A 24,416-nucleotide genomic window follows, 5' to 3' on the forward strand; every position below is an offset into this window, starting at 1 on the left:
ATGGATGCATGGCAGCAGGCGTGCATGCACCCACGGCCCGCTGCGGGGTCCCCGCCGGACCTGGGAGGCGTGGGGCAGCGGGGTCCTCCCGCTACTCCCACTCGATGGTGCCCGGGGGCTTGCTGGTCACGTCCAGGACGACGCGGTTGACCTCGGGCACCTCGTTGGTGATGCGGGTGGAGACGCGCGCCAGCAGGTCGTAGGGCAGGCGGGTCCAGTCGGCGGTCATGGCGTCCTCGCTGGACACCGGGCGCAGCACGACGGGGTGGCCGTAGGTGCGCCCGTCGCCCTGGACGCCGACCGAGCGGACGTCGGCCAGCAGCACCACCGGGCACTGCCAGATCTCGCGGTCCAGGCCGGCGGCGGTCAGCTCGGCGCGGACGATCGCGTCGGCCCGGCGCAGCACGTCGAGCCGCTCCTGGGTCACCTCGCCGACGATGCGGATGCCCAGCCCCGGCCCCGGGAACGGCTGGCGCCACACCATCGACCCGGGGAGCCCGAGCTGCAGGCCGACCTCGCGCACCTCGTCCTTGAACAGCGTCCGCAGCGGCTCGACGAGGGTGAAGGTGAGGTCCTCGGGCAGGCCGCCGACGTTGTGGTGGCTCTTGATGTTCGCCGTCCCGGTGCCGCCGCCGGACTCGACGACGTCGGGGTACAGCGTCCCCTGGACGAGGAAGTCCACCGACTCCCCGTGCTCCTCGGCGTCGCCGACGACGTCGAGTGCCGCCTGCTCGAAGACCCGGATGAACTCCCGGCCGATCGTCTTGCGCTTCTCCTCGGGGTCGGAGATGCCGGCCAGCGCGGAGAGGAACTGCTCGCGGGCGTCGACCACGCGCAGGTCCACACCGGTGACGGCGACGAAGTCCCGCTCGATCTGCTCGGTCTCGCCCTCGCGCATCAGCCCGTGGTCGACGTAGACGCAGGTCAGCCGGTCGCCGATGGCCCGCTGCACGAGCGCGGCGGCCACGGCGGAGTCGACGCCGCCCGACAGCGCGCACAGCGCCCGGCCCTCGCCGACCTGCACGCGGATCCGCTCGACCTGCTCCTCGACGACGTTGGCCATCGTCCAGGTGGGCTCGAGGCCGGCGATGTCGAACAGGAAGTGCTCGAGCACCGTCTGCCCGTGGGCGGTGTGCCGCACCTCGGGGTGGAACTGCACCCCGGCGAGCCGGCGGTCGACGTCCTCGAAGGCCGCGACCGGCGCGCCGCTGGAGGTGGCGGTGACGGTGAACCCGGGCGGTGGCGCGCTGACGGCGTCCCCGTGGCTCATCCACACCGACTGCTCGACCGGCAGCGACCCGAACAGCCGGCCCTGCGTGGTGACCGTCAGCGGGGTGCCGCCGTACTCCCGGTCGCCGGTGCGGGCGACGGTGCCGCCGAGGCTCTGGGCCATCGCCTGGAAGCCGTAGCAGATGCCGAAGGCCGGCACCCCGCCCTCGAACAGCGCGGGGTCGATCCGCGGGGCGTCCTCGGCGTAGACGCTGGACGGCCCACCGGACAGCACGATCGCAGCCGGCTTGCGGGCGACGATCTGCTCGGCCGGGACGTCGGAGGGGACGATCTCGGAGTAGACCCCGGCCTCCCGGATCCGCCGCGCGATGAGCTGGGCGTACTGGGCGCCGAAGTCGACGACGAGGACGGTCGGGAAGTCCATCAGCCGGTCCCGGTGTCGGTCGGGCTGCCGCCGATCACCAGGTCCACGCGCTGGAACTCCTTCAGGTCGCGGTACCCGGTCTTGGCCATCGTGCGGCGCAGCGCACCGAAGAGGTTGGTGCGGCCGTCGGCGGTCTCGGCGGGGCCGAGCAGCACCTGCTCGAGCGTCCCGGCGGCCGGCACCGGCGCCGAGGTCCCGCCGCGCGGCAGCCGCGGGTGGGCGGCCACCGAGTCCCACCAGACGCCGCCGGCCGGGGCCTCGCGCGCGGTGCGCAGCGGCTCCCCGATCTGGACGGCGTCGGCACCGCAGGCCAGCGCCCGCGCGATCGACCCGCTGGTCTCGATCCGGCCGTTGGCGATGACGTGCACGTACCGGCCGCCGGTCTCGTCGAGGTAGTCGCGGCGGGCGGCCGCGGCGTCGGCGATGGCGCTGGCCAGCGGCACCCGGATGCCCATGACGGCGTCGCCGGTGGAGAAGCTGTCGGCCCCGACACCGACGATCACGCCGGCCGCGCCGGTGCGCATGAGGTGCAGCGCGGTCTGGTAGTTCGCCGCGCCGCCGACGATCACCGGGACGTCGAGGTCGGCGATGAACTCCTTGAGGTTGAGCGCACCGCCCTGGGTGGTCACGTGCTCGGCGGAGACGATCGTGCCCTGGATGACCAGCAGGTCGACCCCGGCGGCGAGCACGGCCGGCGCGAGCTGCAGCGTGTGCTGCGGGGAGACCCGGACCGCCGTGGTGACCCCGGCGTCGCGCATCTCCTTGATCCGCGCGCCGATCAGGTCCGGCTCCACCGGCTGGGCGTAGACCTGCTGCAGCAGGGACACCGGCGGGGGCGCCTCGGCGGCCGCCTCGCGCAGCTGCCGGTAGACCGGCAGCGGGTCGTCGTAGCGGGTCCACAGCCCCTCGGCGTTGAGCACGCCGAGCCCGCCGGCCTGCCCGACGGCGATCGCCGTGGCCGGGCTGACGACGGCGTCGCTCGGGCTGGTCACCAGCGGGATGTCGAACCGGAAGGCGTCGATCTGCCAGGCCGTGGAGACGTCGTCGACGTCGCGGGTGCGGCGGGACGGGACGATCGAGACCTCGTCGAGGTCGTAGCCACGGCGGGCGAAGCGGTTGAGGCCGATCTCGACGGTGTCACGCGCGGGCACGGCTCACCGCCCCCGGTAGTTCGGGGCCTCGACGGTCATCTGGATGTCGTGCGGGTGGCTCTCCGTCAGGCCCGCCGTCGTGATCCGGGTGAGCCGGCCGCGCTCCTGCAGGTCGGCGACGGTGGCCGCGCCCGCGTAGCCCATCGACGCGCGCAGCCCGCCGACGAGCTGGTGGGCCACGGTGGCCAGCGCGCCCCGGTAGGGCACCTGGCCCTCGATGCCCTCGGGGACGAGCTTGTCGTCGGAGAGCACGTCGTCGGCGAAGTACCGGTCGCGGCTGTAGGACTGGTTGCCCCGCTTCTGCATCGCGCCCAGCGAGCCCATGCCGCGGTAGGTCTTGAACTGCTTGCCGTTCATGAACACCAGCTCACCCGGGGCCTCCTCGACCCCGGCGAACAACCCGCCGATCATCACCGTGTCCGCGCCGGCCACCAGGGCCTTGGCGATGTCGCCGGAGTACTGCAGGCCGCCGTCGGCGATGACCGGGACACCGGCCGGCCGGGCGGCCAGGCTCGCCTCGTAGACGGCGGTGACCTGGGGGACGCCGACGCCGGCGACCACGCGGGTGGTGCAGATCGAGCCGGGGCCGACGCCGACCTTCACCGCGTCCACGCCGGCGTCGACGAGCGCCTGCGCACCGGCGCGGGTGGCGACGTTGCCGCCGACCACCTGCACGCCGCCGTCGCCGCCGAAGTCGCCCCTCACGCGCGCGACCATGTCGAGGACGGCCCGCTGGTGGCCGTGCGCGGTGTCGACGACGAGCACGTCGACACCGGCGTCGACCAGCAGGCCGGCCCGCTTGTAGGCGTCCTCGCCCACGCCGAGCGCGGCGCCGACGACCAGCCGGCCGTCGGCGTCCTTGGTCGAGTTCGGGTACTGGTCGCGCTTGACGAAGTCCTTGACCGTGATCAGGCCGCGCAGCCGCCCGGCGTCGTCGATGATCGGCAACTTCTCGATCTTGTGCTGCGAGAGCAGCTGCAGCGCGGTGTCGACGTCGACCCCGACCGGCGCGGTGACCAGCGGCATCGGCGTCATGACGTCGCGCACGAGCCGGTGCTGGTCGGTCTCGAAGCGCATGTCGCGGTTGGTCACGATGCCGAGCAGCACGCCCTCGTCGTCGACCACCGGGGCGCCGGAGATGCGGTAGCGGGCCGACAGGGCGTCGACCTCGGCCAGCGTGTTGTCCGGCGAGCAGGTGACCGGGTTGGTGACCATCCCGGCCTCGGAGCGCTTGACCAGGTCGACCTGGCCGGCCTGCTCCTCGGCGGCGAGGTTGCGGTGCAGGATCCCCACACCGCCGATGCGGGCCATGGCGATCGCCATGCGGGCCTCGGTGACGGTGTCCATGGCGCTGGAGAGCAGCGGCACGGCCAGCCGGATGCCGCGGGTGAGCCGGCTGCTCGTGTCGACCTCGGCCGGGACGACGTCGGACTCACCGGGGATGAGCAGGACGTCGTCGTAGGTCAGGCCGAGCGGGGCGAACTTCGCCGGGAGCTCGGGGACGCGGTCGTCGGGCTGCATGGGATGCCGCCACCCTCTCCGTCGGGCGTGCCCCCGGCCGGGCGCACGGGAACCCCCCGATCGTAGGCCGCGGCCGTGCGCGGCCGGGACGCCGCAGGGGGCGCTGGGCGTGAGATGCGTCGGCGGGGGCGACTACCGTGGGCCCCCGGACGCGCGAGCCCGCGCGCCTGCAGGAGCGACAGCGCCGCCGGCGCGTGGGAGGAGGCACCGTGAGCCCCTTCGACGACTCCCCGGGGCCCGACTTCGGCTCCTCGCCGGCGGACCCGCCACCGCTGTCGATGGAGGAGCGGGCCGGCGTCCTCGACGACCTGGCCGAGCTCGAGGTCTTCCGCACGCTGCTCGAGCCCACCGGCATCAAGGGCATCGTCGTCGACTGCCCCGACTGCGACGAGGAGCACCACGTCGACTGGGCGCTGATGCAGGCCAACCTGCGCCAGCTGCTCGAGGAGGGCCAGACCGGCCGGCACGAGCCGCCGTTCGACCCCGACCCGGCCGACTACGTGAGCTGGGACTACGCCAGCGGTTACGCCGACGGGGTGGCCGCGATGGCCGAGCGCGACGAGCCCACCGGCTCCCAGCGCGGCGGCAAGCACGCCCGCGAGGAGTGAGGGCCGGCCGGCGCAGGTCACCGTGCGCCGGCGCACCGCCCGGGACCTGACGGGCGCCGTCCGGGTCCTGGGGGCCGTGCACGCCGCCGACGGCCACCCGTCCCGCTGGCCGGCCGACCCGGCCGCCTGGCCGGACCCCGAGGGGACGGCGTCGGCGTGGGTCGCCGCCCGGGACGGCGCCGTCGCCGGTCACCTGGCCGTGGTCCGCGAGCCGGGCGGACGGGCCGCCGTCAGCCGGTTCTTCGTCGCGCCGGACGCGCGGGGCCGGCACCTGGGGACCGCGCTGCTCGCCGAGGCCGCCGCACGGGCCGCCGCGGAGGACGTCGCACTGGTCCTCGACGTCGTGGCCGACGCGGCGCCGGCGATCGCGCTGTACGAGCGGCTCGGGTGGTCCCTGGTGGGGACCCGGCCCGCCGACTGGACGACGCCCGCCGGGCACCGGCCGCTGCTGCGCGCCTACCGGGCCCCACGCGGGACCTGACGAGAACGTGCTGAGGGGCCCCTCCGACGGTCGGAGGGGCCCCTCAGCGGGTCGTCGTCCCGCTCAGCTCATCATGCCCCGGCGGAAGCCGGTGGCCACCGCCTCGGCGCGGTCCTTGGCGCCGAGCTTGCGGAACAGCCGGCGGGCGTGGGTCTTGATGGTGTCCTCGGACAGGTAGAGCTCGCGGCCGATCTGGGCGTTGCTCTTGCCCTGGCTCATGCCGGTCAGCACCTGCATCTCGCGCATCGACAGCGCGACCGGCGGCGCCGTCTCGCGGACCGTCGTGCTCACCGCCCGCGGGCCGGCGCCGTTGAGCGGGGTGGCCCAGTTGGGGGCCGGCGCCCCGATCGAGGCCAGTGGCACGGGGGCGGCCGGCTGCGGCGGGCGGCCGTCGGCCCGCAGTCCCACCCGCGACAGGCCCAGGCCCATCTCCAGGGCGCTGGCGTCCCAGCGCAGGTACCCGCGGGCACCGACGGCGACCGCGGCGCGCACCGTCTCGGCGTCGTCCGGCGCGCCGAGCAGCAGCACCGGGACGCCGGGGTGGGCCCGCAGCACCTGGGTGGCCACGGTCAGGCCGGTGTCGACCGCGCGCTGCGTGCCGACCAGCAGCACGTCGGGCTGCCGGGTGGCCAGCCGCTGCACCAGCGCGGGCGCGTCACCGACGACCTCGACCCGCCCCACGAAGGGCAGGGCCACGAGGCGGGCGGCGACGTCGTCGCGGACACGGCGGCGCTCGTCGTACACCCACACGGTCGTGACCCCGTGGCCCGGACCGCGCATCCTGTCGTCGATCACGCTGACTCCTCGTCTTCCCCCGGCCGTGCAGGGCGTTCGGGTCACTCGACCCGGGGAACGGCGCGGCCTGCAGCCACCATGAGCGACCGTCGGGAGCGGCAACAGCCGTGCTCACCCTGCGGAGGGAGACGACGACCGGCAAAATGTCGGATCCGGTCGTGTTTGACCCCACCGACCCTCGGGCACCGGCCCCCATGCAGCCGGACCGCCCCCTCCGGCTCGCACCGAGCCGAGGAGGACCCAGATGGCCGACATCCGCCGCCTGCCCACGCCCGTTGCCGAGGTCTGGGACTGGCAGCTGCACGGCGCCTGCCGTGGCGAGAGCACGGCCCTGTTCTTCCACCCCGACGGCGAGCGCGGCCCCGCCCGCGCCCGTCGGCAGGCCGCGGCCAAGGCCGTGTGCGGCAAGTGCCCGGTCGTCGAGGCCTGCCTCAAGCACGCGCTCAGCGTCCGCGAGCCCTATGGCGTGTGGGGCGGCATGAGCGAGGAGGAGCGGGCCCGGCTGATCGCCGCGGAGCCCGCCGCCGTCGCCGCCGGGGTCTGAGCCACCGGGGTCGGCGGACCCCACGGAGACACCGAGAAGGGCCGGTCCAGCAGCTGCTGGACCGGCCCTTCTCGTCTCACCGGGCTCCCCTGCCCCCACCGCGAGCCCGCGCGCGGTGGGGGCAGGGGTCTGTGCTCAGTGGCTGTGGCCGTGACCGTGCGAGTGGCCGTGGGTGTGGTGCCCGGCCGCCGCGTGGTCCTCCTCCTCCGGTGCCTCGACGACGGCGGAGTCGGTGGTCAGCACCATCGCCGCGATCGACGCGGCGTTGCCCAGCGCGGCCTTGGTGACCTTGACCGGGTCGATGACGCCCTGGGCGGCCAGGTCGCCGTACTCGCCGGTCGCGGCGTTGAAGCCGTTGCCGGCGCCCAGCTCGCGGACCTTGCTGGCCACCACGCGGCCCTCGAAACCGGCGTTCTCGGCGATGCGGACCAGCGGGGCGTCGAGCGCTGCGCGGACCAGCCGGGCGCCGGTCAGCTCGTCACCGGAGAGGTCCAGCGCGTCGATCGCCGCGGCGGCGTGCACCAGCGCGGAGCCGCCACCGGGGACGACGCCCTCCTCGACCGCCGCGCGGGTGGCCGAGATGGCGTCCTCGATGCGGTGCTTGCGCTCCTTGAGCTCGACCTCGGTGGCCGCGCCGACCCGGATGACGCCGATACCGCCGGCCAGCTTGGCCAGCCGCTCCTGCAGCTTCTCGCGGTCCCAGTCGGAGTCGGTGGACTCGATCTCGCGGCGGATCTGCGCGATCCGGTCGTTGATCGCCTCACCGGTGCCGCCGCCGTCGACGATCGTGGTGGTGTCCTTGTCGACCGTGACGCGGCGGGCGGTGCCGAGCACCTCGGGGCCGACCTGGTCGAGCTTGAGGCCGACGTCCTCGCTGACCACCTGGCCGCCGGTGACGATCGCCAGGTCGGTCATGAAGGCCTTGCGGCGGTCGCCGAAGTAGGGCGACTTGACCGCGACGACCTTGATCGTCTTGCGGATCGAGTTGACGACGAGGGTGGACAGCGCCTCGCCCTCGACGTCCTCGGCGACGATCAGCAGCGGGCGGGCGCCGGAGCCGAGCACCTTCTCCAGCAGCGGGAGCAGGTCGGCCAGGGCGCCGACCTTGCCCTGCACCAGCAGGACGAGGGCGTCGTCGAGGACGGCCTCCATCGCCTCCTGGTCGGTGACGAAGTACGGCGAGAGGTAGCCCTTGTCGAACTGCACGCCCTCGGTGACGTCGAGGTCGGTGGAGAGGGTGTTGCTCTCCTCGACGGTGATGACGCCGTCCTTGCCGACCTTCTCCATCGCCTCGCCGATCAGCTGGCCGACCTCGGCGTCCTGCGCGGAGATGGTGGCGACGCCGGCGATGGCCTGCTGGTCGTCGACCGGGATGGCGGCCTCGTCGAGGGCGGCGTGCACCGCGTCGACGGCGGCCCGCACGCCACGGCCGAGCGCCATCGGGTTGGCGCCGGCGGCGACGTTGCGCATGCCCTCCTTGACCAGTGCCTGGGCCAGCACGGTCGCGGTGGTGGTGCCGTCACCGGCGACGTCGTTGGTCTTGGTGGCCACGCTCTTGGCCAGCTGCGCGCCGAGGTCCTCGTAGGGGTCCTCGAGCTCGACCTCACGGGCGATGGTCACGCCGTCGTTGGTGATGGTCGGCGCGCCGAACTTCTTGTCGAGGACGACGTTGCGACCGCGCGGGCCGAGGGTCACCTTGACCGCGTCGGCGAGCTTGTCCACGCCGCGCTCGAGCGCGCGGCGGGCGTCCTCGTTGAACTTGATGATCTTGGCCATGGGGCCCTTCCGATCAGAGGGTGCACGGGGTGGGACGACGACCGCCCCGGGACCCGGTCAGGACGGGTCGCCGGGGCGGACGTGACGTGCTGGAACGGCCATCTCCCAGGGTCCCGCGCCGAGCCTGCGAGGCGTGGGGGGAGAGATGGTCCTCCTACTACTTCTCCACGACGGCGAGCAGGTCACGGGCGGAGAGCACCAGGTACTCCTCGCCGGCGTACTTGACCTCGGTGCCGCCGTACTTCGAGTAGATGACGACGTCGCCGACGTTGACGTCGAGCGGGACGCGGTTGCCGTTGTCGTCGACGCGGCCGGGGCCCACGGCGATGACCGTGCCCTCCTGCGGCTTCTCCTTGGCGGTGTCCGGGATGACCAGACCGGAGGCGGTGGTGGTCTCGGCCTCGTTGGCCTGGACCACGACGCGGTCCTCGAGCGGCTTGATGGTGACCTTGGTAGCGGTCGTCACGAGGTGACGCCCCCTTCGGGATCGGACGGCGGGTGGACTTGCACGTTGTGGCACGAGGCCTGGGCCTGCCGTCGCGGGGGTCAGGCGCCGACCCGTGTCGGTTGGCACTCTACCCACGAGAGTGCCAGCCACTCAACCGGGTCACCGGTGAGGCGGGACGGCCGCGGGTGGAGGCTGTCCGGGTGCCCGACGACGCCGCCCCCGCGCAGCTGACGGCGCTGCGCACCCCGGCCGGGACGGCGGCCACGGCCCGTGCCGCGGCGCTGCTCGCCGAGGGCGCCGACGTGCTCGCCGGCGTGGCCCGGCTGCGCGCGGAGGTGGGCCCGGAGCTGGCCGGCCCGGCCTGGGAGCTGGCCCGGCTGCGCGCCCGCGCGCGCCCGGTGTTCGGCGCCGACGCCGAGGTCCTGTTCCTCACCGCCGACACCCTCGAGCAGGCCGGCCGCCCCGAGCTCGCCGCCCGCCGCGCCGCCCGGCTGCTGGCCGACGGCACCGACTCCGCCGCCGACCTCGGCTGCGCGGCCGGCACCGACACCGTCGCCCTGGCCCGGGCCGGCGCGCGGGTGCTCGCCGTCGACCGCGACCCGGTGGCGCGGGAGCTGACCGCCGCCAACGCGGCCGCCCTCGGGGTGGACGACGACGTGTGGGTGGTCGCCGGCGACGTCGTCGAGCTGGTCGACGCCGCCCGCGGAGGCGAGGTGGCCGGCTGCGGCGCCGCCGTCCTCGACCCCGCCCGGCGGGCCGGCGGACGGCGGCAGCTCGACCCCGACCGCTGGTCCCCGCCCTGGCCCACGGTCACCACGCTGCTCGACCGGGTCCCGCGCGCGGTGGTCAAGGTGGCGCCGGGGCTGGACCACGACCGCGTCCCCGAGGGCGTCGAGGCCGAGTGGGTGTCGGTGCGCGGGTCGATCGTCGAGGCACTGCTGTGGGGCCGCGGGGTGTCGGCGACGTGGCGGCGGGCGACCGTCGTCCGGGACGGGACGGCGCACGAGCTGACCGCCGACGCCGACCCCGGCCCGGCCGACGCCGGCCCGGTGCGTGCCTGGCTGCACGAGCCCGACCCCGCCGTCATCCGGTCGGGGCTGGTGTCCCTGGTGGCCGCCGAGCTGGGCGCCACGCTGGTCGACCCGACGATCGCCTACCTGACCTCCGACGACCGGGCCGCGAGCCCCTGGGTCAGCTCGTACCGGGTCGACGAGGTGCTGCCGTTCCACCTCAAGCGGCTCCGGGCGCTGCTGCGGGCCCGGGGCGTCGGTCGCGTGGTGGTGAAGAAGCGCGGGTCGGCGATCGAGCCGGAGACGCTCGCCCGCCAGCTGCGCGGCCCCGGCACGGGGACCGCGGTCGTCGTCGTCACCCGGGTCGCCGGCGCCCCGACCGCCCTGGTGTGCGACGTCAGCGGGTGACGACGTCGACGGGCAGCGAGCTGTCCGCACCGAGGTCGGGAGCCGACGGCGCGACGCCGGCCTCGACCAGCCGGGACCCGAGCGCGGCGACCATCGCACCGTTGTCGGTGCACAGCCGGGGGCTGGGCACCCGCAGCACGATCCCGGCGGCGGCGCAGCGCTCCTCGGCCAGCGCGCGCAGCCGCGAGTTGGCCGCCACTCCCCCGCCGAGCACCAGGTGGCCGACCCCGTGCTCGCGGCAGGCGCGCACGGCCTTGGCGGTGAGCACGTCGGCGACCGCCTCCTGGAACGACGCCGCGACGTCGGCCACCGGCACCGGCTCGCCGGTCTCCCGCCGGGCCTCGACCCAGCGCGCGACGGCGGTCTTCAGCCCGGAGAAGGAGAAGTCGTAGGGGGCGTCGCGGGGGCCGGTGAGCCCGCGGGGGAAGTCGATGGCCGAGGCGTCGCCGTCGCGGGCGGCGCGGTCGATCGGCGGGCCGCCCGGGAACGGCATGCCCAGCACGCGGGCGACCTTGTCGAAGGCCTCGCCGGCGGCGTCGTCGATCGTGCGGCCCAGCGAGGTCACCTCGCGGGCGAGGTCGGGCACGAGCAGCAGCGAGCTGTGGCCGCCGGAGACCAGCAGCGCCAGCGACGGCTCGGCCAGCCGGCCGTGCTGCAGCTCGTCGACGGCGACGTGCGCGGCCAGGTGGTTGACCCCGTACAGCGGCCTGTCCAGCGCCAGCGCGTAGGCCTTGGCCGCGGCCAGGCCCACCAGCAGCGCGCCGGTGAGCCCGGGACCGGCGGTGACCGCGACCGCGTCGACGTCGGAGGCGCGCACGCCGGCGTCGGCCAGCGCGCGGTGCACGGTCGGGACCATCGCCTCCAGGTGCGCCCGCGAGGCGATCTCGGGCACCACGCCGCCGAAGCGCTCGTGCTCGGCCACCGACGTGGCCAGCGCGTCGGCCAGCAGCGTCTGCCCGCGGACGACGCCGACCCCGGTCTCGTCGCAGGAGGTCTCGAACCCCAGCACCAGTGGCTCGCTCACCGCAGCAGCTCCCGCCTCATCACGACCGCGTCCGTCCCGCTCGGCTGGTAGTAGCGCGGGCGCCGGCCGATCTCGGTGAACCCCCGCCGCCGGTAGAGCCCCTGCGCCAGCTCGTTGTCGGCGCGGACCTCGAGCAGCACCACCGGGCTGCGCCGGTCGGCCTCGGCCAGCAGCGCGTCGAGCAGCCGCGCGCCGATCCCCTCGCCCTGCCGCGCGCGGGCGACACCGATCGTCGACACGTGCGCCTCGTCGTCGTAGGCGATCAGCCCGGCGTAGCCGACGACCGCGTCGCCGTCCTCGGCGACCAGGTAGTGCCGGGTGTCGGGACGCGACAGCTCGTCGCGGTACATCGCGCGGGTCCAGGTGTCGGGCGCGAAGAGCTCCTCCTCCAGCGCCAGGACGGCGTCGAGGTCACCCAGCCGCATCGGCCGCAGCCGCGCGCTCACGTGGTCGTCACCGGCTTGAACGACGTCGGCGGGACGGCGTCGGGGCGGCGCAGGTAGAGCGGCACCAGCGGGCCGGCGGACGAGGGGTCGGCCAGCGGCGCCGCCGCCGCGCGCAGCAGGCCGGCCGTCGTCACCCCGGCGGGGGTGACCGGCGCGCCCAGCCGCTCGGCGAACCGCGGGTCGCCGACGAGGGGACCGGTGAGCCGCGCGTCCTCGGGGCGGACGACGCCCGGCCCGTCCACCCGCGCCCCGGCCGCGTCGTAGGCGGCCCAGTAGACCTCCTTGCGGCGGGCGTCGGTGACCACCGTGCGGGCGCCCTCGCCGACCGCGTCGAGGGAGCAGACGCCGACGGCGGGGACGCCCCGGGCGTCGGCGAGCGCCGCCGCGGTGACCACGCCGACGCGCAGGCCGGTGAAGGGCCCCGGCCCCAGTCCGGTGACCACGGCGTCGACGTCGCCCAGCGCCACCCCGGCCCCGGCCAGGACCTCGCGCACGGCGGGGACCAGCAGCTCGGCGTGCCGGTTGCCCGAGGGCAGCGACCGCTCGGCGAGGACCTCGACCCGCCCGTCGTCCGAGCGGCGGGCGACCCCGGCGACCAGCGTCGGGGTGGCGGTGTCGAGGGCGAGGACGAGCACGGGAGGCCAGGTTAGTCCGGGGGCGCACCCGCACCGGTCACCCGCTCGACCAGGGGGACGTAGGACGGGTCGGCCAGCGCCAGCCCGCGGACCTCGGCCGCCGTCACCCAGCGCAGCTCGTCGTGCTCGGCCGGCTGAAGGGTGCGCGGCTCCCCCTCCCACGCGCGGACGGCGTAGAGCGCCAGGTGCAGCCCCCCGTCCTCGATGCGGGCCACGGGGTCGGCGTCCACCTGCACCACGACGACGCCGACCTCCTCGCGCAGCTCCCGGGCCAGCGCGGTCAGCTCGTCCTCGCCGGGCTCGACGTGGCCGCCGGGGAGGTCCCAGACGCCGGGGTACCAGCGGCGGGCCGGCGACCGGTGGCCCAGGAGGACCCGGTCGCCCCGGACGAGGACCCCGGCGACGACGTGGTGGACGCGGGCGGTCACGGGTCGAGCTCGGACACGGTCTCGACGCCGTCGACCTCGTCGACCTGCTGGCCGACCTCGCGGAAGCCGAACGGCAGCGCCACCGCCCGCGACGCGGCGTTGGACGGGGCGATCGACACCCGGACCACCCGCACACCGGGCTCGCGGCGGGCACGGTCGAGCAGGGCGCGCAGCGCCGCGCGCGCGTACTCGCGCCGCCGGTGCTCGGGGACGACGGCGTAGCCGACCTCGACCGCGCCGCGGGCGTCGGGTGGGCCGTGGAAGCCGGCGCGGCCGACGGCGAGCCGGCGGTCGGGGTCCCACACGACGCCGGTCACCCAGCCGGCCGCGCCGGGGTCGGCGGCCACCTGCTCCGCGCGCACGCGCCACACCGGCGTCCACTCCGGACCGGCGAACGACGGCGGGAGCGGCACAGGTGCGGCCGCGTTCGCCGCGGTCAGGTCGCCGTCGGCCAGCGCCGCGAACACCGGGCCGCTGAGCGCGACCACCTCCACCCGCGGCCCGGCCGTCGGTGCAGCGGGGACGGGCACGGCAGCGACGCTAGCGGCCCACCGCGGCCCACCGCGGCCCGGGAGGCGTGCGACGCTGACCCGGTGCGCCGGCCGGTCGCGGACGCCGTCGAGACGCCGCGGCTGCGCCTGGAGCCGCTGGCCGCCGCGCACGCGGCCGAGCTGCACCCCGTGCTGGCCGACCCCGCGCTGTACGCCTTCACCGGCGGCGCGCCACCGACACTCGCCGGGCTGCGGGCCCGCCACGCCCGCCAGCTCGCCGGCGCCTCCCCCGACGGGTCGCAGGGCTGGCTCGACTGGGTCCTGCGGCTGCGGGACACCGGCGCTGCCGCCGGGTTCGTCCAGGCCACGCTCACCCGGGGCGGCGGGGTGCTCGCCGCGGACCTCGCCTGGCTGGTCGGCACCGCCGTCCAGGGCCGGGGGCTAGCGACGGAGGCCGCGGTCGCCGTCGCCGGACGGCTGCGCGCGCGGGGCGTCGTCCGCCTCGGCGCGTGGGTGCACCCGGACCACGCCGCCTCGGGCGCGGTGGCCCGGCGGTGCGGGCTCGCGCCCACCGCCGAGGTGCGCGACGGGGAGGTGCGCTGGGCCGGGTGACCGGTCAGCCGGCCAGCCGCTGCTCCCAGCCGGGGCCGTGCGGCACGAGGACGGCGGTGCGGACGTCGTCGTCGCGGCGGTCCAGCCGCACCTCCAGGTGCTCGTCGGCGAGCCGCTCGACCAGTCCGGCGCCCCACTCGACGACGGTCACCGACTCCTCGGTCGAGGCGTCGAGGTCGAGGTCGTCGACGTCGGCGACGCTCCCCAGCCGGTAGGCGTCCACGTGCACCAGCGGCAGCCGCCCGCCGCGGTGCACGCGGGCGATGACGAACGTCGGCGAGGTGACCGGCTCGGTCACCCCGAGGGCGGCGCCGAGCCCCTGGGTGAGCGCGGTCTTGCCGGCGCCGAGCGGGCCGGTGAGGACGACGAGGTCGCCGGGCCCGACGACGGTGGCCAGTGCGGCGCCCAGTGCCCGGGTGTCCCCGGGCGTGGGCAGGACGTGTTCCCGCCTCACGCCAGGCTCGCCGCCACCGAGGTGAGGTCCGCCAGCAGCCCGGCGCGCGGCGCCCCGTTCGGGCCGAACCGGATGGCCGCCGAGGGGTGGTAGGTGGCCCACACGGCGCGCCCGCGGACGTCGTGCGGGCGGCCGCGGGCCTCGGCCAGCACCGTCCTCGGCCCGAGGAACCACTTGGCCGACGAGAGCCCGAGGGCCACCACCACCGGCGGGTCGAGCAGTTCCAGCTGGCGCCGCAGCCAGCCGCTGCAGCGGGCGACCTCGGGCGTCCTCGGCGTCCGGTTGCCCGGTGGGCGGCACTTCACGATGTTGAGGACGGCGGCGTCGGCGCGGTCCAGCCCGGCCTCGGCGAGCAGCCGGTCGAGCAGCTGTCCCGACTTCCCGACGAACGGCCGGCCGGTCTGGTCCTCGTTCGCGCCGGGCGCCTCACCGATGAGGGCGAAGCGGGCCCGGCCGTTGGCCGGCGGGTCGCCGACGACGACGTGCTGCCGGGTGCCGGCCAGCTCGGGGCAGGCGACGCAGGGCGCAGCGGCCGCCGCCAGCGCCGGCCAGTCGGCGGCCGCCGCGGCGGTGCGGGCGACCTCCTCGGCCGCCGCTCCGGTCACGGCGTCGGACCGGGGCGGACGGGGGGCGGCCACACCCCGACCCTACGGCGACCGCGCGCGTGCGGCCCGCGGGCTTCCGTCCGGGGCCGCGGCCTGTCACCGTTCCCCCAGGACCCCCGCACGGGAGGTGGTGGGCATGACCCCGCAACCGGACGTGTACGACGTCGCGTTCCTCGCCGGCGGCCCGCACCGGGTCGTGGACACCGCCCTGGTGGCGCTGGCGTCCACCGGGCGGGTCCGGGCGGTCGCACCGGGAGAGCTGCAGGTCGTCGACCCGCGCCGCCGGCACCCCGTCGAGGCCGCCGTCCTCGACGCCGTCGGCGGGCGCGGGCGGCGCTCGGTGGAGACGGTGCACTGGCGGGCCCTGGCCGACCAGCGGGTCGCCGGCATCGGGCGGCGGCTGCACGACGAGCGCCTGCTCGGCCGGCTGGTCGGGCCCACCGCGGCCGGCCGCCGGCTGCTGCGCGAGCTGCGGGCCGCCGTCGGTCCCGGTGACCTGGTCCGCCGGGTGGCGCTGGACGGGCGCGAGCAGGTGACCGACCCGGCGCTGCACGCCGCGGTGTTCGAGCCGCCGCGCCACCCCGTGCTCCCCGGCGCCGGGACGACGCCGTGGGACCTGTCCTTCGCCGACGGCTGGCAGGCCGCCCACCGGACCCGGGACGCGATCGTCGCCCGGGCGCAGAGCGGGGGGCTCGGCTGAGCCGGCCTCAGTCCTGCGGGCGGCCGGCGGTCTCGGCGGCGACCCGGCGCAGCAGCCCGGTCAGCGCCCGGGTCACCTCGTCGGGCTTCTCCAGCGTCACCAGGTGACCGGCCTGTGGGACGACGACGTACTCGACCCTGCCCTCGGCCACGCCCCCGAGGTGCTCGACGAGCAGGTCGCTGTGCGCCTTCGGGATCATCTTGTCCTGGTCGCCGGTGAGCACGAGGACGGGCACCCGCGTCAGCGGCGCCAGCGCGCCGGTCTCGTCCAGGCCGGTCAGCGCCGGGTAGAACTCCGCGATGACGTCGACCGGCGTGCCGGCGATCATCGCGTCCACGTAGCGGCCCAGCCGCGGGTCGACGTCGGCGGAGGCGAACGACAGCGAGCGGGTGATGGCGCTGACCACCTCGGCGACCAGCTTGCGGGTGCGCTCGGCGAAGGCCGGCCGGCGCCGCATCGTGTAGGCCGCCAGCGGCAGGACGGCGGCCCGCACGCGGGTCAGGAACTCCGGCATGCCGAGGTCGAGGTCGGCGAGGTTGCCGCTCGACGTCGACACGAGGGCGACGCCGACCACCTTCGTACCGAACAGCTCGGGGGCGACGTCGGCCAGGCCCATGATCGTCATGCCGCCCATCGAGTGCCCGATCAGGACCACCGGGCCCGCGGGCACCCGCGTCTCGAGCACCGCGGCCAGGTCGTGGGCCAGCTGCTCGACGGTCGAGTGCTCGGCGGGCCCACGGGAGGACGAGCCGTGCCCGCGCTGGTCGTAGAAGACCAGCCGGGCGTCGGGACGGTGCCCGTTGGCGGTCGCCAGCGTGGCGGCGAGGGACCGCCGCTGGTAGGTCCACGACGCCATCGACAGCGTGTAGCCGTGCACGAAGACGACGGTCAGCGGCGCGTCGAGCGGGCCGATCTCCTCCACCGCCAGGAGCACGCCGTCGTCGGCCTGCACCAGCGCCGTGCGGTCGGCCCGGCGTGACGCGGCACCGAGCGGGTCGTCCTCGCGCAGGTCGGCGTCGCTGGCGCCCTCGGGCAGGGCGCCGGCGGGGCCCAGCCGGTCGGCGCGCACCCGCCGGGTGGCGATGCGCGCGACCGTGACGCCGACCGCCGTCGTCGCGGCCACGAGGCCGACGACGGCCCCGGCGACCCCGACCACCGGGTGGCGTGCCAGCGCGTCGGCGACCCCCGACCGCGCCGGCGTCGCCGGCTTCCCGGCCCTCCCCCACGCGGCCATCAGACCGCCCCCGCGGTCCCGACGTAGCGGCGGGTGAAGCGCCCGCCGACCCGGGTGACCAGCTCGTAGTGGATGGTGTCGACCGCGTCGGCCCACTGCTGCGCGGTGGGTTCCCCGCGGTCCCCGGGGCCCCACAGCACGACCTCGTCACCGGGCGCGACCTCGGCGTCGCCGACGTCGAGCACGAACTGGTCCATGCACACGCGCCCGGCGATCGTGCGCTGCGCGCCGGCGGCCAGCACCGGCGCGCGGTTGCCCCCGGCCCGCGGCACGCCGTCGGCGTAGCCGACGGGGACGAGCACCAGGGTGGTCTCGCGCTCCGGGGAGTAGGTGTGCCCGTAGGAGACGCCGACGCCGGCCGGCACCCGCTTGGTCAGCGCGGCCGCGGCGCGCACGGTCATCGCCGGCCGGAGCCCGTGTGCGGCGGGGTCCCCGCCGAGCGGGTCGAGGCCGTAGACGGCGATGCCCGGGCGGACCATGTCGTACCAGGTCCCCGGCAGCGCGACGGTGGCCGCGGAGTTGGCCAGGTGCAGCCGGGCGTCGGTCAGCCCCGCCCGGCGGGCGATCGCCACGGCCTCGTCGAACACCCGCACCTGCGCGCCGATCGTGGGGTGGGTCGGCGCGTCGGCGTAGGCCATGTGGCTCCACAGGCCGACCACGGTGAGGTCCCCGTCGGCCTGGGCCCGCGCCGCGGCGTCGACCAGCCCGGGCCAGGCGGCCTCGGGGGCGCCCTCGCGGGACAGGCCGGTGTCGGCGCACAGGTGCAGCCGGGCGGGGCGGCCCGTGGCGCGGGCGGCCTCGACGACCTCGGCCAGCGCCCACCCGGCGTTGACCGACACCTCGACGTCGGCGGTGAGCGCGGCGGCGTAGTCGGTGCCGGGCCGGTGCAGCCAGGCCAGCACCGGGGCGGTGATCCCGGCCGCCCGCAGGGCGAGGGCCTCCTCGAGCACGGCGACGCCCAGTGCGTCGGCTCCCCCGGCCAGCGCCGCCCGCGCGGTGGGCACCAGGCCGTGCCCGTAGCCGTCGGCCTTGACCACCGCCATCAGCGGCCGGCCCACCCGGTCGCGCAGTGCCGCGGTGTTGGCCGCGATCGCGTCGAGGTCGACGACCACCTCGGCCCCGCCTGCTCGCTCGCTCACGCCCCCGAGTCTCGCAGGCCGGGTCCGCTGGGCCCGCGCACCCGGCCGACCGCCTCCGGCAGCCGCCGCACCAGGTCGCTGGCGACCAGCGGCCCGCGCTCGGCGGCCAGCTGCCCGGTCCGGCCGTGCAGGTGGGCGGCGGCCGCGGCGGTCCGCGCGGCGGGCGTGCCGGCGGCCAGCAGCGCGCCGAGGATGCCCGCCAGCACGTCGCCGGTGCCCGCGGTGGCCAGCTCCGAGGTGCCGGTGGCGTTGACGTACGCCGTCCCGCCGGGGTCGGCGACGACGGTGGCGTCCCCCTTGAGCAGCACGACGGCGCCGAGCTCGGCGGCCAGCCGGCGGGCGCTGCCGATCCGGTCGGCGTCGACCGGGACGCCGAACCGCTCGAACTCGCGGTCGTGCGGGGTGAGCACCGTGGGCGCGGTGCGGCCGCGGACGAGGCCGGGCTCGCGGGCGGCCATGGTGAGCGCGTCGGCGTCCACGACCACCGGCAGGTCGGTGGCCAGCACCTCGGCCAGCACGCGGCGGGCGTCGTCGTCGGTGCCCATGCCGGGGCCGGCCACCCAGGCCTGCACACGCCCGGCGTCGGCCGGGCGGCCGTCGGTGACGATGGTCTCGGGCCAGGCCGCGCGGACGCCGTCGCCGGCCGTCCCGGCGTAGCGGACCAGGCCGGGGCGGGTGCGCAGCGCCGCGCCGGTGCACAGCACCGCCGCACCCGGGTAGGTGGCCGAGCCGGCGACGACGCCGACCACGCCGCGGGAGTACTTGTCGTCGCCGGGCTCCGGGGGCTGCAGGTGCGCGGCGACGTCGGCGTCGGTGAGCTGGTGCGCCCGCGGGGGGGCCAGGTGCGGGCCGAGGCCGATGTCGACCAGGTGCACGGTGCCGGCGCACCCCCGCCCGTCGCCGACGACGAGACCGGGCTTGACCGCTCCGAAGGTGACCGTGTGCAGCGCCGGGAACGCCGCCCCCTCGACCGCGCCGGTGTCGGCGTCCACGCCGCTCGGCACGTCGACGGCGACGGTCAGCCCCGGGCCCGTCGCGGCCCGCTCGGCGAGTGCCGCGGCGGCCGGCCGCAGCCCGCCGCGGCCGCCGATGCCGACGATCCCGTCGAGCACCAGGTCGGCGCGGTCGAGCCCGTCGGGGCCCTCGGGGCCGGTCACCCGGCCGCCGGCGCGGCGCAGCGCGGCGAGCCCGGCGGGGTGCGCGCGGGCGGGGTCGAGCAGGACGGCGGTCACGCGGGCGCCGCGGGCAGCCAGGTGCGCGCCGGCGAACAGCGCGTCACCCCCGTTGTCGCCGCCGCCGACCAGCGCGGTGACCCGCACGCCGTGCGCCCGGCCGAGCAGCCGCAGGCAGACCGTGGCCAGGCCGGTGGCCGCCCGCTGCATGAGCGCGCCCTCGCGGCTGCGGGCCAGCAGGACGTCCTCCGCGGCGCGGACCTCGGCGGCGGTGGACAGCCCGATCACGGCCGCCTCCCCTGTGCGATGCCGCTCTCGGCGATCACGACGGCGGAGGCGATCCCGCCGTCGTGGCTCAGCGAGACGTGCCAGCGGGTGATCCCCAGCTCGGCTCCGCGCTCGGCGATGCTGCCGCGCACGTCGAGGTGCGGCCGGCCGCGCTCGCCGACGACGACCTCGGCGTCGTGCCAGCGCAGGCTCGCGGGGGCGCCGAGCGCCTTGGCCAGGGCCTCCTTGGCGGCGAACCGCGCGGCCAGCGACTCCGGGCTGCGATCGCCGCCCGACGGCGTCCGCTGCTCGGCCTCGGTGAACAGCCGGTCGCGCAGGCCCGGGGTGCGGGTGAGCGACTCGGCGAACCGGGCCACGGGGACCACGTCGATCCCGACCCCGACGATCACCCGCTCAGTCTGCCGCCCGGTCCCGGCGTCCGCCGTCCGGGCCCACGTCCTCCCCCACCGCGGCGCGTCCTCCCCGACGGTGGGCGGTCGGGGAGGACGCGCCGGGATCAGGTCACCTGATCCCGGCGCGGCCCCGCGTCACTCGACGGTGACGCTCTTGGCCAGGTTGCGCGGCTGGTCGACGTCGTAGCCGCGGGCGGCGGCGATCTCGCAGGCGAGCACCTGCAGCGGCACCGTGGTCACCACCGGCGCGAGCAGGGTCGGCGTGCGCGGCACGCGGATCACGTGGTCGGCGTACGGGACGACGTCCTCGTCGCCCTCCTCGGCGATCACGATGGTGCGCGCCCCGCGGGCACGGACCTCCTGGATGTTGGAGACGACCTTGCCGTGCACCGACTCCCGGCTGCGTGGCGACGGGACGACGACCACCACGGGCGTGCCCTGGTCGATCAGCGCGATCGGGCCGTGCTTGAGCTCGCCGGCGGCGAAGCCCTCGGCGTGGATGTAGGCGAGCTCCTTGAGCTTGAGCGCGCCCTCCAGTGCCACCGGGTACCCGACGTGGCGGCCGAGGAAGAGGATGGTGTCGGCGTCGGCGAGGGACCGGCCCAGCTCGCGGACCGGCTCCATCTCGCCGAGCACGACGCCCACCGCGTCGGGCAGCCGGCGGATGTCCGCGACGATCGCGGCGACCTCGTCGGCGTACTTGATGCCGCGGATCTGGGCCAGGACGAGGCCCACCAGGTAGCAGGCGACGATCTGCGCCAGGAAGCTCTTGGTGGAGGCGACGGCGACCTCCGGCCCGGCGTGGGTGTAGAGGACGGCGTCGGACTCGCGCGGGATGGTCGAGCCGTTGACGTTGCAGATGGCCAGCGTGCGGGCCTTCTGGTCGCGGGCGTGCCGCAGCGCCATGAGCGTGTCCATCGTCTCGCCGGACTGGCTGATGACGACGACCAGCGTGGAGCGGTCGAGCACCGGGTCGCGGTAGCGGAACTCGCTGGCCACCTCGACCTCGACCGGGATGCGGGTCCAGTGCTCGATGGCGTACTTGGCGATCAGCCCGGCGTGGTAGGAGGTGCCGCAGGAGACGACGAAGATCTTGTCGACGTCGCGCAGCTCCTGGTCGGACAGCCGCACCTCGTCGAGCAGCAGCCGGCCGTCGTCGCCGAGCCGACCGAGCAGGGTGTCGGCGACCGCCTGCGGCTGCTCGGCGATCTCCTTGAGCATGAACCAGTCGAAGCCGCCCTTCTCGGCGGCGGCGGCGTCCCAGTCGACGGTGTAGGCGACCGGCTCGACGGTGGTGCCGTGGAAGTCGGTGACGGTGAGCCCGCGGGCGCGGTCGATCTCGACGACCTGGTCCTGGCCGAGCTCGCGGGCCTCGCGGGTGTGCGCGATGAACGCCGCGACGTCGGAGCCGAGGAAGTACTCGCCGTCGCCGACGCCCACCACGAGCGGGCTGTTGCGCCGCGAGGCGACCAGCGTGTCGGGCTCGTCGGCGTGCGCGGCGACGAGGGTGAACGCGCCCTCCAGCCGGCGGCTGACCGCGCGCAGCGCCTCGGCCAGCCGGCCGGGACCCGCCGGGAGCCCGTCGTAGGCGCGGACCAGCAGGTGCGCGGCGACCTCGGTGTCGGTCTCGGAGCGGAACTCGATCCCGGCGTCCTCGCACTCGGCGCGCAGCGCGGCGAAGTTCTCGATGATCCCGTTGTGGATGACCGCGACCCGCCCGTCCGCGGACAGGTGCGGGTGGGCGTTGCGGTCGGTCGGGCCGCCGTGGGTGGCCCACCGCGTGTGCCCGATCCCCAGCGTCGAGGCCGGCAGCGGTGAGTCGGCCAGGACCTTCTCCAGGTTGGCCAGTTTGCCCGCCTTCTTGGCCGTGCTCAGCTCAGCCGCGCCGTCGACCCGGACGGCCACCCCGGCGGAGTCGTACCCGCGGTACTCCAGCCGGCGCAGCCCCTCCAGGACGACCTCCAGGGCGTCCTTCGAGCCGACGTATCCCACGATGCCGCACATCTCTCCGAGGTTACCGGCAGTGGCGGACCGATCCGTCCTGCGCGGCCCGTGTCACGACAGTCGGGCACCTCCCGTCCCACGGACCACGGGCGGCGCCGTCCGCGAGGACGACGGCCCGCACCGGTCGACGGCGGCGACGGCGGTGCTCGCGTCAGTCGACGGCGGCGACGACGGCGGCCAGGCGCTGGGCGACGGCGTCGGCCTGCTCCTGGGTGGGTGCCTCGACCATGACGCGCACGAGCTGCTCGGTGCCCGAGGGACGCAGCAGCACGCGGCCGTCGTCCCCGAGCTCCTCCTCGACGGCGTTGACCGCGCCGGCCACCTCGTCGCTCTCGACGACGGCGATCCGGTCGCGCACCGGCACGTTGACCAGGGTCTGCGGCAGCCGCACCACCACGGAGGCGAGCTCGGCGAGCGACGCGCCGGTGGCGTGCACGCGGGAGAGCAGCGACAGTCCGGTCAGCAGGCCGTCGCCGGTGGTGGCGTGGTCGAGGAACACCAGGTGCCCGCTCTGCTCGCCGCCCAGGCTCAGCCCGCGGGCGCGCAGCGCCTCGAGCACGTAGCGGTCGCCGACCGCGGTGGTGTGCACCACGATCCCGGCGTCGCGCATCGTGTGGTGGAAGCCCAGGTTGCTCATCACCGTGGCGACGACGGTGTCCTGCGCCAGATCGCCGCGCTCCTTGAGGCCCAGCGCGCACACCGCGAGGATCGCGTCGCCGTCGACGACCTCGCCGTCGGCGGTGACCGCCAGGCAGCGGTCGGCGTCGCCGTCGTGCGCGATGCCGAGGTCCGCGCCCAGGCTGCGCACCGCGTCCTTCAGCGGGCCCAGGTGGGTGGAGCCGATGCCGTCGTTGATGTTCCAGCCGTCGGGCTCGCCACCGATGACGGTGACGTCGGCGCCGGCACGGCGGTAGACGTCGGGTGCGCAGGCGGCGGCGGACCCGTGCGCGCAGTCGACGACCAGCCGCAGCCCCGGGACGGGGACCGGCAGCGTCGCGAGCAGGTGCGCGACGTAGTCCTCGGTGCCGCCGGTGAGGTCGCGGACCCGGCCGACGCCGGCCCCGGTGGGCCGGTGGCCGACGCCGTCACCGGCGAGGACGGTGCGCTCGATGGCGGCCTCGACCGCGTCGGGCAGCTTGTGGCCACCGCGGCTGAACAGCTTGATGCCGTTGTCGGGCATCGGGTTGTGGCTCGCCGAGATCATCACGCCGAGGTCGGCGTCGGTCGAGGCGGTGAGGAAGGCGACGGCCGGGGTGGGCAGCACGCCCACGCGCAGCACCTCGGCGCCCGCGCTCGCCAGGCCCGCCACGACGGCGGCCTCGAGCATCTCCCCGCTGGCGCGGGGGTCGCGGCCGACGACCGCGACGGGACGCTCGGTCCCGTCGCGGTCGGCGAGCACGCCGGCGGCCGCGCGGGCCACCGAGAGAGCCAGCTCCGGCGTGAGGTCGGCGTTGGCCCGACCCCGGACGCCGTCGGTCCCGAAGAGGCGACCCACGGCCGTGCCGGTCAGCGCTTCGAGTACTGAGGCGCCTTGCGGGCCTTCTTCAGCCCGTACTTCTTGCGCTCGGTGACGCGCGCGTCGCGGGTGAGGAAGCCGGCCTTCTTCAGGGCCGGACGGTCGTCGGCCTCGACCTCGACGAGGGCGCGGGCGATGGCCAGGCGCAGCGCGCCGGCCTGACCGCTGACACCGCCGCCGTGCAGGATGCCGACGACGTCGTACTGCTCGCCCTTCTCCAGGATCACGAACGGCTCGCGGATGAGCTGCTGGTGGACCTTGTTGGGGAAGTACTGCTCGAGGGTGCGGCCGTTGAGGCGGAACTGGCCGGAGCCGGGCAGGAGCCGCACGCGGACGATGGCCTCCTTGCGGCGACCGACGGTCTGGACGGGACGCCCCTCGGCGTCGGTCACGGTCAGGGCGGAGGTCACTGGGCCACCTGCTTGATCTGGAAGGTCTGGGGCTGCTGAGCGGCGTGCGGGTGCTCCGGCCCCGCGTACACCTTCAGCTTCTTGAGCATCTGCCGACCGAGGCTGTTGTGCGGCAGCATGCCCTTGACGGCGCGCTCCACGACCCGGTCGGGGTGGGTGCGCAGCTGGTCGCCCACGTTGATCGCGCGCAGGCCGCCCGGGTAGCCGGAGTGCCGGTAGGCGGTCTTCTGGTCCCGCTTGGAGCCGGTGAGGGCGATCTTGCCGGCGTTGACGACGACCACGAAGTCGCCGACGTCCACGTGCGGCGCGAACTGGGGCTTGTGCTTGCCGCGCAGCAGGGTCGCGACCTGGCTGGCGAGTCGACCGAGCACCACGTCGGTGGCGTCGATGACGTGCCACGCCCGGGCGATCTCGCCGGGCTTGGGTGAGTACGTGCGCACGGCGCTCGTGTCCTCCGTCGTCGTCGGGGC

Annotated in this window: 27 protein-coding genes; 6 read left to right on the forward strand and 21 right to left on the reverse strand. The window is 76.1% G+C overall.

Annotation, left to right across the window (positions count from 1 at the left end; translation table 11 throughout):
- Nucleotides 1-91: 91 nt before the first annotated feature.
- The 3 genes from guaA to guaB are packed head-to-tail and all read right to left on the reverse strand — an operon-like array spanning nucleotide 92 to nucleotide 4,326.
- Nucleotides 92-1,654 (reverse strand): glutamine-hydrolyzing GMP synthase, encoded by a 1,563-nt coding sequence (gene guaA / locus JOD57_RS08785; protein WP_204691663.1) that lies wholly within the window; start codon nucleotides 1,652-1,654, stop codon nucleotides 92-94.
- The gene (locus JOD57_RS08790; protein WP_204691665.1) at nucleotides 1,654-2,805 is read right to left on the reverse strand and encodes a GuaB3 family IMP dehydrogenase-related protein; all 1,152 of its coding nucleotides are present in this window, start codon (nucleotides 2,803-2,805) and stop codon (nucleotides 1,654-1,656) included. The genes guaA and JOD57_RS08790 overlap by 1 nt, the downstream gene beginning before the upstream one ends.
- Nucleotides 2,806-2,808: 3 nt before the next feature.
- Nucleotides 2,809-4,326, reverse strand: coding sequence for an IMP dehydrogenase (gene guaB, locus JOD57_RS08795; protein WP_204691673.1), 1,518 nt, complete (start codon nucleotides 4,324-4,326; stop codon nucleotides 2,809-2,811).
- A gap of 209 nt (nucleotides 4,327-4,535) precedes the next feature.
- Here guaB and JOD57_RS08800 point away from each other — a divergent pair, with 209 nt between their 5' ends.
- Both JOD57_RS08800 and JOD57_RS25285 read left to right on the forward strand, forming a co-directional pair.
- A complete protein-coding gene (locus JOD57_RS08800; RefSeq protein WP_204691675.1) occupies nucleotides 4,536-4,934 on the forward strand; it encodes a DUF5319 family protein in 399 nt (132 codons plus the stop codon).
- Nucleotides 4,935-4,956: 22 nt separating this feature from the next.
- Nucleotides 4,957-5,415 (forward strand): GNAT family N-acetyltransferase, encoded by a 459-nt coding sequence (locus JOD57_RS25285; RefSeq protein WP_204691677.1) that lies wholly within the window; start codon nucleotides 4,957-4,959, stop codon nucleotides 5,413-5,415.
- A gap of 63 nt (nucleotides 5,416-5,478) precedes the next feature.
- On the opposite strand, the gene JOD57_RS08810 is transcribed toward JOD57_RS25285, so the two are convergent.
- Nucleotides 5,479-6,210: a LuxR C-terminal-related transcriptional regulator gene (locus JOD57_RS08810; RefSeq protein WP_443667583.1), complete on the reverse strand. Its 732-nt coding sequence runs from the start codon at nucleotides 6,208-6,210 to the stop codon at nucleotides 5,479-5,481.
- Between the two features lie 244 nt (nucleotides 6,211-6,454).
- On the opposite strand from JOD57_RS08810, the gene JOD57_RS08815 reads away from it, so the two are divergent.
- Entirely contained in the window at nucleotides 6,455-6,754 is a 300-nt protein-coding gene (locus tag JOD57_RS08815) for a WhiB family transcriptional regulator (protein ID WP_075013352.1), read from the forward strand.
- A gap of 135 nt (nucleotides 6,755-6,889) precedes the next feature.
- Here the strand turns inward: JOD57_RS08815 and groL are convergent, their stop codons facing one another.
- Together groL and groES are read right to left on the reverse strand one after the other, a co-directional pair.
- A complete protein-coding gene (groL, locus tag JOD57_RS08820) occupies nucleotides 6,890-8,530 on the reverse strand; it encodes a chaperonin GroEL (RefSeq protein WP_204691678.1) in 1,641 nt (546 codons plus the stop codon).
- A gap of 157 nt (nucleotides 8,531-8,687) precedes the next feature.
- Nucleotides 8,688-8,996, reverse strand: a complete 309-nt coding sequence (groES, locus tag JOD57_RS08825; RefSeq protein WP_204691680.1) for a co-chaperone GroES — start codon at nucleotides 8,994-8,996, stop codon at nucleotides 8,688-8,690.
- A 182-nt stretch (nucleotides 8,997-9,178) separates the two neighbouring features.
- On the opposite strand from groES, the gene JOD57_RS08830 reads away from it, so the two are divergent.
- Nucleotides 9,179-10,396, forward strand: coding sequence for a class I SAM-dependent methyltransferase (locus JOD57_RS08830; RefSeq protein WP_204691682.1), 1,218 nt, complete (start codon nucleotides 9,179-9,181; stop codon nucleotides 10,394-10,396).
- On the opposite strand, the gene tsaD is transcribed toward JOD57_RS08830, so the two are convergent.
- From tsaD to JOD57_RS08855, 5 genes are read right to left on the reverse strand one after another with little or no spacing between them, the layout of a single operon-like run.
- Nucleotides 10,386-11,420 carry a tRNA (adenosine(37)-N6)-threonylcarbamoyltransferase complex transferase subunit TsaD gene (gene tsaD / locus JOD57_RS08835; RefSeq protein WP_204691689.1) on the reverse strand — a complete coding sequence of 345 codons (1,035 nt, stop codon included), beginning with the start codon at nucleotides 11,418-11,420 and terminating at the stop codon, nucleotides 10,386-10,388. The genes JOD57_RS08830 and tsaD overlap by 11 nt on opposite strands.
- Nucleotides 11,417-11,866, reverse strand: coding sequence for a ribosomal protein S18-alanine N-acetyltransferase (gene rimI / locus JOD57_RS08840; protein WP_307824571.1), 450 nt, complete (start codon nucleotides 11,864-11,866; stop codon nucleotides 11,417-11,419). Before rimI ends, tsaD begins: the two co-directional genes overlap by 4 nt.
- Entirely contained in the window at nucleotides 11,863-12,501 is a 639-nt protein-coding gene (gene tsaB, locus JOD57_RS08845; protein WP_204691694.1) for a tRNA (adenosine(37)-N6)-threonylcarbamoyltransferase complex dimerization subunit type 1 TsaB, read from the reverse strand. The genes rimI and tsaB overlap by 4 nt, the downstream gene beginning before the upstream one ends.
- Before the next feature lie 11 nt (nucleotides 12,502-12,512).
- Nucleotides 12,513-12,929: an NUDIX domain-containing protein gene (locus JOD57_RS08850; protein WP_204691695.1), complete on the reverse strand. Its 417-nt coding sequence runs from the start codon at nucleotides 12,927-12,929 to the stop codon at nucleotides 12,513-12,515.
- Nucleotides 12,926-13,459 (reverse strand): GNAT family N-acetyltransferase, encoded by a 534-nt coding sequence (locus tag JOD57_RS08855; RefSeq protein WP_204691696.1) that lies wholly within the window; start codon nucleotides 13,457-13,459, stop codon nucleotides 12,926-12,928. The genes JOD57_RS08850 and JOD57_RS08855 overlap by 4 nt, the downstream gene beginning before the upstream one ends.
- A 63-nt stretch (nucleotides 13,460-13,522) precedes the next feature.
- Here JOD57_RS08855 and JOD57_RS08860 point away from each other — a divergent pair, with 63 nt between their 5' ends.
- On the forward strand, nucleotides 13,523-14,032 hold the full coding sequence (locus JOD57_RS08860; RefSeq protein WP_204691697.1) for a GNAT family N-acetyltransferase: 510 nt from the start codon (nucleotides 13,523-13,525) through the stop codon (nucleotides 14,030-14,032).
- Nucleotides 14,033-14,036: 4 nt separating this feature from the next.
- Here JOD57_RS08860 and tsaE read toward each other — a convergent pair whose 3' ends face one another.
- Both tsaE and JOD57_RS08870 read right to left on the reverse strand, forming a co-directional pair.
- Nucleotides 14,037-14,486 (reverse strand): tRNA (adenosine(37)-N6)-threonylcarbamoyltransferase complex ATPase subunit type 1 TsaE, encoded by a 450-nt coding sequence (tsaE, locus tag JOD57_RS08865; RefSeq protein WP_204691704.1) that lies wholly within the window; start codon nucleotides 14,484-14,486, stop codon nucleotides 14,037-14,039.
- Nucleotides 14,483-15,124: a uracil-DNA glycosylase gene (locus JOD57_RS08870; RefSeq protein WP_204691707.1), complete on the reverse strand. Its 642-nt coding sequence runs from the start codon at nucleotides 15,122-15,124 to the stop codon at nucleotides 14,483-14,485. Before JOD57_RS08870 ends, tsaE begins: the two co-directional genes overlap by 4 nt.
- On the opposite strand from JOD57_RS08870, the gene JOD57_RS26200 reads away from it, so the two are divergent.
- The gene (locus JOD57_RS26200) at nucleotides 15,057-15,791 is read left to right on the forward strand and encodes a TIGR04222 domain-containing membrane protein (RefSeq protein WP_307824572.1); all 735 of its coding nucleotides are present in this window, start codon (nucleotides 15,057-15,059) and stop codon (nucleotides 15,789-15,791) included. The genes JOD57_RS08870 and JOD57_RS26200 overlap by 68 nt on opposite strands.
- A gap of 7 nt (nucleotides 15,792-15,798) precedes the next feature.
- Here JOD57_RS26200 and JOD57_RS08880 read toward each other — a convergent pair whose 3' ends face one another.
- The 8 genes from JOD57_RS08880 to rplM form a co-directional block, all read right to left on the reverse strand.
- A complete protein-coding gene (locus JOD57_RS08880) occupies nucleotides 15,799-17,025 on the reverse strand; it encodes an alpha/beta fold hydrolase (protein ID WP_204691710.1) in 1,227 nt (408 codons plus the stop codon).
- Nucleotides 17,025-18,164, reverse strand: coding sequence for an alanine racemase (alr, locus tag JOD57_RS08885; RefSeq protein ID WP_204691711.1), 1,140 nt, complete (start codon nucleotides 18,162-18,164; stop codon nucleotides 17,025-17,027). The genes JOD57_RS08880 and alr overlap by 1 nt, the downstream gene beginning before the upstream one ends.
- Nucleotides 18,161-19,624: an NAD(P)H-hydrate dehydratase gene (locus JOD57_RS08890; protein ID WP_204691712.1), complete on the reverse strand. Its 1,464-nt coding sequence runs from the start codon at nucleotides 19,622-19,624 to the stop codon at nucleotides 18,161-18,163. Before JOD57_RS08890 ends, alr begins: the two co-directional genes overlap by 4 nt.
- The gene (locus JOD57_RS08895) at nucleotides 19,621-20,013 is read right to left on the reverse strand and encodes a holo-ACP synthase (RefSeq protein ID WP_204691713.1); all 393 of its coding nucleotides are present in this window, start codon (nucleotides 20,011-20,013) and stop codon (nucleotides 19,621-19,623) included. Before JOD57_RS08895 ends, JOD57_RS08890 begins: the two co-directional genes overlap by 4 nt.
- 138 nt (nucleotides 20,014-20,151) lie before the next feature.
- Entirely contained in the window at nucleotides 20,152-22,020 is a 1,869-nt protein-coding gene (glmS, locus tag JOD57_RS08900; protein WP_204691714.1) for a glutamine--fructose-6-phosphate transaminase (isomerizing), read from the reverse strand.
- 151 nt (nucleotides 22,021-22,171) lie between these two features.
- Nucleotides 22,172-23,515, reverse strand: a complete 1,344-nt coding sequence (gene glmM / locus JOD57_RS08905; protein ID WP_204691715.1) for a phosphoglucosamine mutase — start codon at nucleotides 23,513-23,515, stop codon at nucleotides 22,172-22,174.
- Nucleotides 23,516-23,526: 11 nt separating this feature from the next.
- Nucleotides 23,527-23,946 carry a 30S ribosomal protein S9 gene (gene rpsI, locus JOD57_RS08910; protein WP_204691716.1) on the reverse strand — a complete coding sequence of 140 codons (420 nt, stop codon included), beginning with the start codon at nucleotides 23,944-23,946 and terminating at the stop codon, nucleotides 23,527-23,529.
- A complete protein-coding gene (gene rplM / locus JOD57_RS08915) occupies nucleotides 23,943-24,386 on the reverse strand; it encodes a 50S ribosomal protein L13 (RefSeq protein ID WP_204691717.1) in 444 nt (147 codons plus the stop codon). The genes rpsI and rplM overlap by 4 nt, the downstream gene beginning before the upstream one ends.
- Between the last annotated feature and the right edge of the window lie 30 nt (nucleotides 24,387-24,416).

Source organism: Geodermatophilus bullaregiensis (assembly GCF_016907675.1).
Lineage (GTDB): Bacteria > Actinomycetota > Actinomycetes > Mycobacteriales > Geodermatophilaceae > Geodermatophilus > Geodermatophilus bullaregiensis.

What these genes read in the sequence shown, in the direction of transcription:
- JOD57_RS08880 (WP_204691710.1), bottom strand. Translation starts at nt 17,025, where the DNA reads ATGGCCGCGTGGGGGAGGGCCGGGAAGCCGGCGACGCCGGCGCGGTCG.
- glmS (WP_204691714.1), bottom strand. Translation starts at nt 22,020, where the DNA reads ATGTGCGGCATCGTGGGATACGTCGGCTCGAAGGACGCCCTGGAGGTC.
- groL (WP_204691678.1), bottom strand. Translation starts at nt 8,530, where the DNA reads ATGGCCAAGATCATCAAGTTCAACGAGGACGCCCGCCGCGCGCTCGAG.
- guaB (WP_204691673.1), bottom strand. Translation starts at nt 4,326, where the DNA reads ATGCAGCCCGACGACCGCGTCCCCGAGCTCCCGGCGAAGTTCGCCCCG.
- JOD57_RS08815 (WP_075013352.1), top strand. Translation starts at nt 6,455, where the DNA reads ATGGCCGACATCCGCCGCCTGCCCACGCCCGTTGCCGAGGTCTGGGAC.
- guaA (WP_204691663.1), bottom strand. Translation starts at nt 1,654, where the DNA reads ATGGACTTCCCGACCGTCCTCGTCGTCGACTTCGGCGCCCAGTACGCC.